The organism is Photobacterium sanctipauli (assembly GCF_003026495.1).
Lineage (GTDB): Bacteria > Pseudomonadota > Gammaproteobacteria > Enterobacterales > Vibrionaceae > Photobacterium > Photobacterium sanctipauli.
This window is the reverse complement of sequence record NZ_PYMA01000004.1, coordinates 153,401-166,783: the sequence shown is the minus strand read 5'-3', so window position 1 is coordinate 166,783 and position 13,383 is coordinate 153,401. Positions and strand designations below refer to the sequence as shown.

Sequence of the window (13,383 nt, the reverse complement as noted above, 5' to 3'; positions counted from 1 at the left end):
TTCTGAATGGCGGCATATGGTGAATACTATTACTCAAATCAAATGGTTGAGTAGTTGTATTATGTTGAAGCAATCAGGGGTTAGGCAAACAGAGGGAAAACAGGTCAGTGTTAAGTCGATTGGCTTGCTGATTGGTTTGCTTGTTTTGTCTTTGCTGACGTCAGGGCTAACCAGTGCATTATTGAACTTGGCAGCGTTTATCGTTGTTGGCTGGATTGGCGTGTCGTTGAAGTCGTCGCATAAGAAGAGAGTCAATCAAGCTTTTAAGGCGAACAAAACAGACAAGATCGACGTTACACCGTAGCGACGATCTTGCACTATTTTTGTTCTTGCCAATCTAAGCGGGTTACAAAGCGAGCTGGATGTAAGCCAGTGAACCGCCTCCAATACATACCCACAGTGTCACACCAAGCAGTAGTGGTTGTAAGCCAGCTGCACGTAGCTTCTGCACGGTAATGCCTGACCCGATCAAGAACAAACAAACGACCAACATGCGCTTAGATAGGGTGAAAACCTGTTCATACAATGGCTGAAAATCAGGCAGCGCGTAGGCAACTAAAATGGCTAAGCAGTAAAAGACGATAAAGAAAGGAATGCCAATTTTCTTCTTGTCGCCCTTAAACAGGAACGCACTGAGCAAAGCGATAGGGATGATCCACAATGCGCGAGCAAGCTTTAGTGTGGTGGCTGTTTTTAATGCCTCATCACCATACGCCCCAGCTGCCCCCACCACCGATGACGTGTCATGAATGGCAATCGCTGCCCAAGTACCAAAGGCATGCTGGCTCATTTCAAGTGCATGGCCAATGACTGGAAAAATGAAGAGTGCAATGGCATTGAGTACAAACACGGTCGCTAGTGCCAGAGAGGTTTGATCGTCGCGAGCATTGATCGCCGGTGCAACCGCGGCGATAGCACTGCCACCACAAATGGCCGTACCAGAGGCAATTAAGTGGCCGGTTTTTTTTTCAAGCCGCAAGAGCTTGGTAAGAAAAAAGCCCAGAAGCAAGGTCAAGAAAATCGAGCCAATAATTAAGCCTAAGCCTTGTTGACTGGCTGCAATGGCTTGATCTAAATGAATACCGAAACCTAAACCGATAATGGAATAAGACAGCAGCTTTTTGGTCAGCGCAGCAAGGTTAAATTGGGTTGGGACAAAGCCAATAGTGGCAAGGGTAAAGCCAAGTACCAGCGCAACGGGGGAGCTGATGAAAGGTAAAAGGCAAATAAGCGCAACAGCAAAAAATACGTAATCTGATTTGCTGTACTTCGAGAATGTATTTTGTAATTGTGACATGAAGTGAAGGTAAACAGCCGTAAAGTGTCAAATTATACGGTTATTTGGAGGTTAGGTAGATTTAAAGATATTGATGCCTAGGTTAAGCGATGCTTAACCTGTGTATTGTTATTTCTTAACCCACTTGCCAGAAGCATTTTGATAGTAGTGGCCGTACTCTGTTTTTTCGACCGCTTTCTTATGGGCAAGTTGGCCAACCTCGCGTGCTGTCAGCCCATGCGAGACAGCAATTTTTTTGAATCGCTCGGTACGACGCTTGTTAACGGTAGCGACAAGGTTTTTGACATCTTGAGAGGGGCGAGAAGTCACAGGCGCAACAAACCCGTTGTTGGCTTCACCAACCAAGCCTTGATCTTTGGCCTGCTGTAAATCCAGCGCAAATGCACTGAATGATATGAAAATGGAAAAAAAGAAAATCAGTAAATTCTTCATGGCATGCTCCCTGCCTGACTAGAATACATCGTCATCACTGAATAAGTCATCAATTTCCTTATCAACCTTAATACGGATCTCATGTTCAATCTTGACGTTTAGGTTCACTTCTATCGGCTTGTCTGATGCGGCAACTTGGACTGTCGGGGTACAACCAGACAGTGTGGTCAACGACATAATGGCCAATAGCGCCAAAAGCATCGGTATGCAGAAAAGCTTCAGTTGAATATCCATTAGCTACAACCTTCATTAAAACCGCAAGCGCAAAAAAATGCTACTCATCTATACCAAGCTGCTTTAAAAACATGCTTTCCAGCTTCGAAGAATTGATGACACTGAGTGTCTTTAGTAATGCTGGAATATTTTCTTGTATGGTCAGGTTCAAGTTAATGGGCTGGCCTTTCAAAAAATCCGGGTTATGCCCTTTAAAACGTGAACTCATAATAAGTTGACCTTCTTTAGAGTAGTCTAGATCAACAGCCAACGCGTGATAGTTATAATTTTTGAGAATCTTACTAATTGTTGCGAGACTACTGTCGCCAGCAGATTCAATATTCTGATCAATTTTCGACCCTTCTTTATATTTTAGAACACCGCCAGGATAGCGAGAATGAAGGGTGCCATTTGTGATGACAGGGAAGCCGTCTAAAAAGGCAAGTGGCAGTGTGCCGTCCAAGATCCCTTCGGCATGAATATCTTTTAAATCAACGCTTTCAATAAGGTTGGTCAGGTTGAGCCCATGAATGATAACCGGCGTAGTCGGTATATGGCTTAAGCTGCTGGTTTGTATATCGTGAATGCTGATCGAGCCCCCTAAGCTATAAGCGCTGACACGATGCATGGCATAGCGAGAGGCACCTGTATCAAATTCGAGAGTCGTGAATAAATTCTCGAGTAATATCCCTGCATGCAAGTAACCCGCATGAAAACTGATTGGGTGTATTGAGCGAAAACCTGAAGGTGTGATTTCAGCGGTGAGCGCCACATTAACGTCGGCAAAGTGAATATTATGGATGTAGCCACTGAGGCTATCGGTAAAGACCCCAAGTTTGCCAGACCATTGATTGTTTCTGAGAGAGAGCTTGGCATCAAAGCTGATTTTACCGCTATTTAAGTCATATTCGGTGGGCAACCTTGGTAAGTAGTATTTCTTTAAGGTTTTCTTAGAAGTAAATACGATATCGTTACGGTGTAATGATATGTCAGCATTCTGTGATTGGATATTGTAAGTAACACTGTATGGCAGTAAGGAGATATCACGTTTATTGGTGGTATTACCCGATAGGCTGATGGTATTGCCGTTGTAATTGAGGCTACCCGAGGTAAAAATTGCGGGTAAGGGTTGGTTATTTTGAGTCAGGCTTGTGGCCACTTTATAGTCACTGCTGAAGCTGACAGCAGGGGAAGTATCTTCACTACTTTTTGGCTGTTTTGGGCGTTCAACACTTAAAATGCTATTGGTCAGCGTCAAAGAGAGTTTGCTTTGGTACTTTTGCACCGGTAATGAAGCTGAGCTTTTTGATTGGCGGCGAGGGCGGTTCGCACTTTCACTCTCATCGGTGATTAACTGCTGGGCCGAAAGGGATGCCATGACAGAGATAGGCGATTGGCCGACCTTTAAGCTGAACGCTTGTGTTGCTTCTTCTTGATACTGTTGGAGTATTTCAATGCGTTTAGCTGTTACTTGCAGATCGTCTGCTTTAGTTTCTACCCAATTACCATCAAGGCTGATTTGCGCTGAGTCGACCTTGATATCAAGGTTGCTAAGTTCGGCTTGAAGCGCTTTTTCTGTCCAATCTAATATGAGCACTGTTTTGGCCGATATTTGACTTAGCGATAGTGTTGGCGTTGGATATAACGCCCCGATAGCACTATCAATCATCAGCTTTGCGTGACAATGTAACTCGCTGAGCGAAGCGGTGTGACTTGCTTTTTCTTTGGGTTTAACAGACTGTTTTAATTTGGCTTTTCTTCCTTTTAAACTAAAAGGGATCTGGCAGTTAAACTGGGAGAAGTGGGTTGATAGCCTGCTCTTAATTTGTTGATTAGCAAAGGTTAGCTTTTCCGCTGCATTGCCTGCAATTGTGCTGTCACTAAGCTTAAGGCGAATCGTATCGTTCTCGTATAGCGCCATTAAAGACAGGGTGCCATCGGTGTTTAACTTGATAGAAGATATTGCTTTGTCACTCGCCAGCATTTTGGGACGGTCGAAAGCGTAACGGTTTAAATTAACCTTCAGGCTTTCAGGTAGCGTGATATCTATCTTGTATCCAGCCTTGATAACGTCTTGGTACTGGTAGTGTGGTTTTATAGGCTGAGCTTGTGCCTGCTCTTGCTGCTTGTTTGCACTTTGATCACTAACTGTATCCTTGGTTGTTTGCGTTACTTTTTCAGACAGAATAAGGTGAGTTTGCTTGGCCTCTAGCACAATGGGCTTGGTGAGCTTTGCGTGGGGCATATCGAACAATTTTAATTTGTTGGTGAGATCTTGGGTGTGCTCAAGATCAGCCTCGCAGGTTAGCGCCTTGGGCAGTGGGTTGGCAAAGTTCACATTGGCTGCACAGTGGATACTGTTGCCGTTGGGGTCTGTCATGGTGCCCGTGAAGTGTGCGTCGAGTTCGCCAGTATGCTTAACAAGTACATCAATGCCATACGGATCGGGTCCTAAAGCCTGACCTTTTAAATGAAGCTTGGCAGGTTTATTCGGCTTATTCATTCTTACCCGAGGCGTTTCAATCACCAATTTCGAGTTAATAATGAGCTCACCATAGCTAAAGTGTTTAATCTTCACTTTCTGCAGAGGCAGCTGAGCGAGGTTGGCAATCGCTCGACCAAGGTGCAAACCTTCATGCTCATCATCTGGCTTATCAATAAACTCCGGCAACGAGACAGGTTGATCAAGCGCCAAGGTGTCAGCTGTTAGCTTTATACTGTTTTTCATGTGGCTTAAGTCCGCACTGAAAGTCACGTTTTCGCCCAACTGTTCAAATGGATTGGTGACCGAAGCCCATTTGGGGTTAAGGCGATTAATGTGGATATTCAGCGGGGTGTTATAAGGCTGCCAACTAATGGAGAAGTGGGTTTTGTTTATATCGATAGGGTATTGATAAGTATGAACATCTGCTGGATGAAATGCGGTAAGTTTAGCCTGGTTGAAGTCGCCAGTTAAAGCGACATAGGGTTCTGTCGTTAGTACTAAACTAAGGTCGTGGATCTGCTGGGTGATAGGTTGCGCACTTTTGCTTTTTAGAAACATTGAAGCGAGCTCTGCCTTAGCGCTGAACACATACGGAGGCGATAAGTCTGTCAGGTTAAAAGCAACATTGTGTAGGTGTATATCGCTTAGTTTCACGCCTTGGTGGTAAGTCGCTTGGCGAATCGAAGGCGCCAACTGAATGGTGGTTTCGGGTGAAGATAATCGCCACGAGGCATCGGAAATCGCACTTTCTGCATCCACAAAGCGTTCGAGCACTAACTGATTGATGGTAATTGTATTGCTGTTAATCGAAATGGTTAGCTCATCAATGGTGATGCGCTTGCCGATACTGATGCCGGAAATGGCGTTGATTTCAATACCCTTGGTGGCCAACCAAGGCGGCAATAAGGTCGCAGGAATAACGATGAGCGCAACAAGCACTAAAAAGACATAGAAAAACACCCTGATTTTACGAAATCGAGGAAGGCGAGAAAGTCGAGGTAGTTCGGGTGCGTTCTCTTTGGTTTTTTCCATGAACTCAAAAAATACAGCTATTGGTCATTATTAGCGCAGTTTTGCCTAAGTGACAAAATTGCTGCTGTACCTTAAGCATAATCGCTATAGCCGGACTTGTTACATTAAATCGCGTATTTGTATCGGAAGTTCAATACGTTAACGCCCGCGATAATCGTCTGGCGCATCATATGGGTGCATATGCAGGATAAAATATCGACTTTCAGAAAACTCACTGAATAATCTATATTTTTTTATTGTTTTTTTTACCCTCTTTGCCTAATAACCCCATTGTTAGCAGGTTGTAAAACAAAACTATTCACTGCTTATCTTGTGGTGAATAGTTAATAGGGCTGATCGCCATAAAAAGCATGGTTGATTAATAGTGTTAAAACTGAGAGAAAGGGGTTAACAAAAACTTAAAATGATAACAATCACAGGACGAGATTATGTCAGATAGTAGTTCGATACAATCCGAATCAGGCAATGGACTTCGCTTAGCTCAACTAGTTAAATCCCTTGGCCCGGGTATTATGATGGCCACCGCTGCGGTAGGTGGCTCACACCTTGTTGCATCAACAAAGGCTGGGGCAATTTATGGCTGGCAATTGGCGCTATTTATTTTAGTGGTCAACTTGCTGAAATACCCATTTTTCCGTGCTGGTGTCCAATACACAATGGGAACAGGGAACAGCTTGGTTCAGGGTTACGACGCAATGGGTCGTGGCTATCTTTGGGTATTCACTGGCCTGAGCCTGATCTCGGGCATTGTGAATACCGCAGCGCTTTTACTATTTAGTGCTAGCCTGTTGGGGTACTTCCTGCCTGTGACATTGTCACTTCCGGTGTTGTCTGGCGTCGTGGTAACGGCATGTTTGGCTATTTTGTTCGCCGGCCACTATAAAGCGCTTGATGGATTGTCGAAAACTATCATGGCTGTGCTTGTTGTTGCGACAGTGAGTGCGGTTGTGATTGCAGCGGCAAGCGGTGGGGCAACACCAGCTCCCGGCTTTGAAGCACCTTCTGCATGGTCTATTGCCTCTATCGGCTTTATTGTTGTAATGATGGGCTGGATGCCAGCACCGATAGAAATCTCTTGTTTGACATCACTATGGTTGAAGAGCCAGCGCAAACAACAGAATGTGACTCCGCAATCAGCATTGTTTGATTTTAATGTGGGTTACATCGGTACCGCTATTCTAGCCGTGATCTTCTTGGCGCTAGGTGCACTGGTCCTTCATGGCACAGGAACTGAGCTGAAATCATCAGGTATTGGTTTCTCACACCAGTTGGTTAGCATGTATGCCTCGACCATTGGTGAATGGTCGCGCTACTTGATTGCCGTTGTTGCCTTCTTCTGTATCTTTGGCAGTACGATCACTGTTATCGATGGTTACTCTCGTGCAATGGCTGAAGCACAAGCGCTATTGCAGAAAAAAGAACTGGGTCAGCGCAAACACCATCACTTTTGGATGTTGGTAACCGGCCTGTCGGCGATGGCGATTATCCTGTTCTTCAGCTCTGCGCTAATGCCGCTACTTAACTTTGCAATGATTCTGGCCTTCATGACAACGCCTGTCTTTGCACTGCTAAATTACCAACTGGTTGCTAAAACAGAACTGCCAAAAGTGCTTCAGTGGAGCCGTGGTATGACGGTACTGTCTTGGGTTGGTTTGACTTATTTGTTTGGTTTCCTAGCCGTGTTTATTTGGTGGAAGTGGATTATGTAATCCAGGCGACATGAACGATGAAAGGCCAGCTGATGCTGGCCTTTTTCGTTTTTGGTTGAAAACAGCAATAGATAAGAAAGCGGCATAAAAAAATCCGGACACAGACAGGACAGTTTGTATCCGGGAGATTCCATGTTGGGTTACATCTTGTGATTATTAGAATTCGGTTTCTCTAAATACGGCCCTTAACCCGAGGGCGACTTTAGATGTTGTCATTTATGCCAATGATGGCTCATTTGATTTATTGGTGGAATCGTCTGCTGTTGGAATACGAAGCTCGCTGTTTAGAAGGTGAATGGCTTGTACCAATGATTCTTTAACTTCGCTGTTGTTATTCGCATCAAGGGCGTGAAGGGCACGGAATAACGCTTTTTGCATGGTGACGATTTGCTCTTCGGCATGCTCTAGTTCGAGGTATTCAATCGAGGCAATTTCATTGACTCGTTTATTCATGATGTTGCTTGGCATCGAGACTCGATTCGCCACTAGCTGGGAAGTACAGTGTTTTAAGTATGAAACTGATTGAGAAAGCGATTTTGAAGGCTGTTCCATGCCGTAGATCCTTATTACGAATGATTAACCTGATCTTTCTTTGTCGTACACAAACACTGTATTTGAGTCCAACATGTTGATTATTAACCTAGATCAAATTGGCATGTGTTGAAGTGCTGTTACTGTATTGTTTCATTCATTTTTATGACTAAGCTATCACTGAGGTTAGAAAATTCTCGGGGGATATACTGCAAGTGCTGAATAAAAATGCTGAATAATGAATGTGCTACAGGTTTTTCTATAGCTTCGATAACGGTTATGTTAAGAATCAGTGAGGTAAGCCGCCCAATTTTCTGACACACGATGGAACTCTTCCACACATATCTCTTCTTGCTCTGTTTTAAATGGCTTATCAATATCATCCAATAAGCGTGGATAACTTTCCGGGTTGCTGCCGTAAATGAGGCATAAGGTATAGTAGTAGCGTTGGATATCTAAACTGTGCTCTCCGATGAAATCGAGATTATCAAAGTGATCAACTTGCTCATCTTCCAGTGCAAACAGTTCCGCAGCACTCATTGCGATGGCGTCCCCGTTGGTTACATGGTTGAGTAAAATAACGGTGGCAAAGTTGTCCACGGCATCTTCTTCTTTGCCAAGGATAGGAATATCGTTGGCTGCGACATAGGCATGGCCTAGCTCGTGTAACAGGGTATGCAGTAGCGCATCGGACGAACTAACTTGAACGATATCGTGATCTTTTTTTGAGTACGATTTTTCAGAAATTGATGATGTAAAGCGCTCGGTGGCATGGCGCCAAAAGGCGTAGGGAATATCGATTTGGTGGAGTTCCGGATCATACAAAGGGCCATCTTTGGCGCCAAAAACGATTTTGACCGGAGGATCAAAAGGAATAATGTGTTGGCTCAGTTCAAGAACAGTCTCGACAGATTGTGATTGCTTGATATGGCTAGCGGCAAGCTTATCTTCTTCATCAATGCTTGGGATGTAAGTAATCAAGATACTGGCTTGGCCCTCTGCCGTATTACTCGCTTTATCAGTAGTATTAGCGAACACATGCCCACTAAAGATGATGAAGAAGATAATATGGGGTAGCGATAAAAAGACAAAAGTTACACGCTTTTTTACTCTCATTTAATTCCTCGCCTAAACCTCTATGCCAATGACCTAGCTTGTAAAGCTGCTTAGCTATATGTTGGTACACCCATTCAATTAATTCAAAACGAATAATTTAAAACTGTTGGCAGCACTGAATTAGCTGGGGTAAGGTGGTTATTATTAACGTTGATCACTAAGTTGTGATAATCAAACGGATTTGAATGCCATTGTAGTAGGGGAAGGCGTGAATAAATTACTATCATTTGAAGCTTTGTTGGTACTTGATGCCATTGAGCGCAGAGGGAGTTTTGCGGCGGCATCTGAAGAATTAGGTCGTGCGCCATCATCACTTAGTTATCAAGTACAAAAGCTTGAACAAGATTTAGATTTGGTGATATTTGATCGTTCTGGCCATAAAGCGGTTTTCACAAAGGCTGGTCAGCTGCTATTGGAAAGAGGCCGATTACTGCTTACTGCCGCCGATGAGATGATTTCCGATGCCAGTGCATTGGCACACGGCTGGGAGCTGGATTTAACCATTGCTTATGATGGCCTGTTTAAATTGGAACATTTGTTACCCCTTGTTGAAGGTTTGGGGGAGCAAAGTAAAACCCGTTTACGTTTTCAGGAAGAGATTTTGGCGGGCTGTTGGGAGGCCTTAGCCCAAGACCGCGCTGATATTTTGATTGCGCCTGCGCCAGCTGTTGCCCCGCCAGAGGTAAAAATAAAGACGTTGGGTAAATTAGATACGGTTTGGGTTGCGCATCCTGATCATCCTATCCACCAGCATGACAATCCGCTCGATCCCTCGGTTAGAAAGCTATACCGTGGTATAGCGGTGGCAGATACTGCAAGAAACCTACCGCCACTCACTCATAATATCCTTGATGATCAGCCACTACTTACGGTGAGCTCAATGAACGGAAAAGCGGCGGCATTAAGGGAAGGGTTAGGCATTGCCACATTGCCGTCAAGCTTTGCTAATAAAGCGATTGCTGATGGTGAGCTGGCTGTGATAGGTGATGACCCTGTTTATGAGCTGGAAATGGTGGTTGCCTGGAATCGGACTCGAATGGGCAAGGCGAAGAGTTGGTGTATTCAACACCTTGAGTCGTTATGGAAAAAGCAGAATAGTTAAGCGGTATCAGCGCCATAACAGAAGAAGAACAGCAGGAAAGTTAGGAATAATAGAAAATGCAACCATGGTTAGACTGGGCTAAGAAGCTGCGAGCGATAGCACAAGCAGGGCATACATACAGTAAAGATCCTTATGATCGTGAACGATTCGAACAGATCGACGAAATTTCGCAGCACATGTTCTCATATCTGAGCGATCAGCCTGTTGAGGCGGTAAAAGCGCTATTTTTGCCCGAATCTGGCTATCCAACGCCTAAAATAGATTTGCGTGCTGGCGTAATTAAAGATGGCAAGATCCTTTTGGTGAGAGAGCGAGAAGATAACCGTTGGACATTACCTGGTGGTTGGGGAGATGTGTGCGAAACCCCGACGCAAGGTATCATTCGAGAAGTCTTTGAAGAGTCAGGCTTGGTTGTTGCATCACCTAGGCTGGTGGCCGTAAAAGATCGTGCAGTTCATGACTATAAGCCTGAATATCCGTTCCACATTTATAAGCTGTTTTTCCTTTGCACTTATGTTGCCGGTGAGCCCAAAGAGAACCTCGAAATATCAGAAATTGATTTTTTTGAACCCAATGAGCTTCCCGAGCTATCTACGGGCCGGGTTTCTAAAGACGATATCGCAATGATGTTCGATTACCACAAAGACCCAAGTCGTCTACCGTACGTTGATTGAGGCAAAACTCCGCCTAGCTTATTGTGCAAGAAAATGCTTTAGAGAAATCAGTTGCTGCCAGATGCTAGTATGCATGTGGCAGCACTTTAAATGTTCCTCTTAATCAAGCGGTAACAGCATTTCAACAACACCATCTTCCATTTGAACATCAATTTCAAAGCCGACTTTTTGCGCAAGCATGACCATCCCGCGGTTTGCTGGCATTGTCATACCTGTGATGCGTTTTAATCCTTTCTCGCGGCAGTAACGGATGATTTTGTTCATCAGGATACTACCCAGGCCAATGCCTTTAAGATCTGAACGCACCAATATTGCAAACTCGGCTTCAATGTTATCGGGATCGGATAGCGCGCGGCTAACACCAATAATAGTTTCTTCTTTGTCACCGTTTTCTTTGACGATCTCGCGAGTCGCGACAAAGGCCATTTCTCGGTCAAAATCGATTTGAGTGAAGTTTGCCAACGCCTCATGATTAAACTCACCCACATCAGAGAAGAAACGCTTGTACAAATCGTCGACTGATACTTGTGAAATAAAGTCGGCATGTTTAGGTTCATCCTCAGGCAGGATAGGCCTTAGCATAATGCGCGAGCCATCTTTTAGCGCAACTTCTTCTTCATACTCTTTCGGATAGGGACGAATTGCCAAGCGAGCCTGTTTGTCACCGTCAAACGTGCGAATGGTCATCGATGCATCGATGACCGTCATTTCATCGCCAGCAGCAAGTAGGGGATGAATATCAAATGTTTTGATTTCAGGGCAGTCGATGATCAATTGGGATATCTTCACTAGCAACTTGCATAACGCCGGAATATCAAGGCGTTCAGGTAGGTTCCGCTGTTTGATCTTGCCTGTTTTTATCGCATTGATAACCATGTAACGGGCAAGAGCCATATTCAATGGCGGGATAGCGACAGCAGCATCTTTGTGGATATTCCATTCGCCGGCATCTTCTCCCATTAGAATGACTGGCCCAAAAACGTCATCGTTATAAACAGAGACGCGTAATTCTTGTGCACCAGAACGTTTGGCCATGCGTTGAACCAGTAATCCATCAATGCGGGCATCTGGGTAATCTAACGAGACGCGATCCAAAATAGCTTGGGCACCATTTGCGACTTCGGTTGCTGTTCTTAAGTGCAGCATCACACCGTGCACTTCAGATTTGTGCAAGATATCGGGTGAGCGTAGTTTTACCGCGACAGGATAACCAATTTGTTCTGCGATATGTGCGGCTTCAGCAGGATCAGTTGCGATCCAAGTGGGCAATGTTTTAAAGCCATAGCTTTCAAGTACTGGGCGTACTTCGTGAGTTTCTAAATAGCTAATGCCTTGGGCTAATAGGTGGTTGAGTACATCGTGTACATGGTTCGGGTTAGCCTGGATTTCGCCGTAAGACACAGGAGTTTCCATCAACTGTTTCTGGTTGCGACGGTACTCGACCAAGTGCATGAATGCCGATACGGCACTTTCAGGCGTACGGTATGCAGGGAAACCTGCTTCTGTGAAGATCTTACGAGAAACTACAGCCTGATCTTCACCAGCCCAGTTGGTTAAAATATTAAACTTACGGGTGCGAGGATGTTCATTTAATACTTTCACCAGCCTTTGAGCGGTGTCTTGCCCAGGCGCGATAGCTGAAGGTGAATGCATAATCAAAAGGGCATCAAAATCATCGCTATCGAGCAGGATCTTGATGGATTCCTCGTACCGGCTAATATCTGCATCGCCAATGATATCGATCGGATTGGAATTGGACCAACATGACGGCAGTATCTTTGATAGCTTGCTGGTGGTTTCAGCGCTTAATTGCGCAAGCCTGCCACCACGATCTGACAGGGCATCTACCGCCATGATTGCAGGACCACCACCATTTGTGATGATGGCGAGGCGTTCACCCCTTAGCGGTACTGAGTGGGCCAGGGTTTCAACTGCGGCAAATAGCTCGTGCGTATTATGGACTCGCAGCATACCAGAGCGGCGGATCGCGGCATCGTAAACAGCATCAAGCCCAGGCTGGCCACCAGTATGTAAATGCGCGGCAGTACTGCCGAGTGGCGTTCGTCCACTTTTCAGTACCAAAATTCTTCTGTTGCGCGCAGCAGCTCGTGCTGCAGACATGAAGCGACGCGCATCTTTGACTGAATCGATGTACAGCAAAATGGCCTCGGTTTTACTGTCTCGGCAAAGGGTATCTAATAGCTCTGCAAAATTAATATCGCAGGCATCACCGAGTGATAGAAAGGTCGAGAAGCCAATGCTTTTGTTCTTTGCCCAGTCGAGGATAGTGGTGCAAACTGCAGCAGATTGAGAGATAAACGCAATATTGCCCTTGTTTGCGGCGATGGGAGAGAAAGAAGCGTTTAGGTTTAACCAGGGTAAAATGAGCCCCATGCTATTTGGCCCAACAAGGCGCATGTTGTAGCTTTTAGCGACCTCAAACATTTTAGCTTCTTCGGTTTCACCGTCCGAGCTTATGACATTCATGCCTGCGGCTAGCACTATGGCTGCTTTTACGCCTTTTTCACCCAGTTGGCGGATAATCTCAACGTTACGGTGGGCATTGGTGCATACAATTGCAAGATCAGGTATGCGAGGTAGACTTTCAATTGTCGGATAAGCAAGCACACCCGCTACGGCATCGTATTTAGGTGTCACGGGCATAATTGGGCCGTGAAAAGACCCTGAGAGTAGGTTGCGGATGACCACATTACCCGCTCGACTCGGGTTGTCAGATGCACCAATGACAGTAATAGAAGTTGGTTTAAGAAGCTTGTCTATTCCTTCCATAG

General features: G+C 45.1%; 11 protein-coding genes. 4 read left to right on the top strand and 7 right to left on the bottom strand.

Annotated features, from left to right (window positions below; genetic code table 11):
* Positions 1-61 precede the first annotated feature (61 nt).
* Positions 62-304: a hypothetical protein gene (locus tag C9I98_RS09325; RefSeq protein ID WP_146153871.1), complete on the top strand. Its 243-nt coding sequence runs from the start codon at positions 62-64 to the stop codon at positions 302-304.
* A 42-nt stretch (positions 305-346) separates the two neighbouring features.
* Here C9I98_RS09325 and C9I98_RS09320 read toward each other — a convergent pair whose 3' ends face one another.
* The 4 genes from C9I98_RS09320 to C9I98_RS09305 all read right to left on the bottom strand — a co-directional run bounded on the left by C9I98_RS09320 (position 347) and on the right by C9I98_RS09305 (position 5,459).
* On the bottom strand, positions 347-1,297 hold the full coding sequence (locus C9I98_RS09320; protein ID WP_036826728.1) for a YeiH family protein: 951 nt from the start codon (positions 1,295-1,297) through the stop codon (positions 347-349).
* Between the two features lie 108 nt (positions 1,298-1,405).
* Positions 1,406-1,729 carry a YdbL family probable chaperone protein gene (locus tag C9I98_RS09315; protein WP_036826731.1) on the bottom strand — a complete coding sequence of 108 codons (324 nt, stop codon included), beginning with the start codon at positions 1,727-1,729 and terminating at the stop codon, positions 1,406-1,408.
* A gap of 18 nt (positions 1,730-1,747) precedes the next feature.
* Positions 1,748-1,963: a YnbE family lipoprotein gene (locus C9I98_RS09310; protein WP_036826734.1), complete on the bottom strand. Its 216-nt coding sequence runs from the start codon at positions 1,961-1,963 to the stop codon at positions 1,748-1,750.
* 40 nt (positions 1,964-2,003) lie between these two features.
* Entirely contained in the window at positions 2,004-5,459 is a 3,456-nt protein-coding gene (locus C9I98_RS09305) for an intermembrane phospholipid transport protein YdbH family protein (protein ID WP_107271889.1), read from the bottom strand.
* Between the two features lie 428 nt (positions 5,460-5,887).
* Here C9I98_RS09305 and C9I98_RS09300 point away from each other — a divergent pair, with 428 nt between their 5' ends.
* Positions 5,888-7,168 carry an NRAMP family divalent metal transporter gene (locus C9I98_RS09300; protein ID WP_036820449.1) on the top strand — a complete coding sequence of 427 codons (1,281 nt, stop codon included), beginning with the start codon at positions 5,888-5,890 and terminating at the stop codon, positions 7,166-7,168.
* 216 nt (positions 7,169-7,384) lie between these two features.
* On the opposite strand, the gene C9I98_RS09295 is transcribed toward C9I98_RS09300, so the two are convergent.
* Together C9I98_RS09295 and C9I98_RS09290 are read right to left on the bottom strand one after the other, a co-directional pair.
* Complete coding sequence (locus tag C9I98_RS09295) at positions 7,385-7,720, bottom strand: hypothetical protein (RefSeq protein ID WP_036820447.1); 336 nt, start codon at positions 7,718-7,720, stop codon at positions 7,385-7,387.
* Positions 7,721-7,981: 261 nt separating this feature from the next.
* Positions 7,982-8,815 (bottom strand): DUF4344 domain-containing metallopeptidase, encoded by an 834-nt coding sequence (locus C9I98_RS09290; protein ID WP_081878906.1) that lies wholly within the window; start codon positions 8,813-8,815, stop codon positions 7,982-7,984.
* A gap of 208 nt (positions 8,816-9,023) precedes the next feature.
* Here C9I98_RS09290 and C9I98_RS09285 point away from each other — a divergent pair, with 208 nt between their 5' ends.
* Both C9I98_RS09285 and C9I98_RS09280 read left to right on the top strand, forming a co-directional pair.
* On the top strand, positions 9,024-9,917 hold the full coding sequence (locus C9I98_RS09285) for a LysR family transcriptional regulator (RefSeq protein WP_107271888.1): 894 nt from the start codon (positions 9,024-9,026) through the stop codon (positions 9,915-9,917).
* A gap of 56 nt (positions 9,918-9,973) precedes the next feature.
* Positions 9,974-10,591 carry an NUDIX hydrolase gene (locus C9I98_RS09280; protein ID WP_036826046.1) on the top strand — a complete coding sequence of 206 codons (618 nt, stop codon included), beginning with the start codon at positions 9,974-9,976 and terminating at the stop codon, positions 10,589-10,591.
* A gap of 99 nt (positions 10,592-10,690) precedes the next feature.
* On the opposite strand, the gene C9I98_RS09275 is transcribed toward C9I98_RS09280, so the two are convergent.
* Complete coding sequence (locus C9I98_RS09275) at positions 10,691-13,381, bottom strand: bifunctional acetate--CoA ligase family protein/GNAT family N-acetyltransferase (RefSeq protein ID WP_107271887.1); 2,691 nt, start codon at positions 13,379-13,381, stop codon at positions 10,691-10,693.
* Positions 13,382-13,383: the final 2 nt, after the last annotated feature.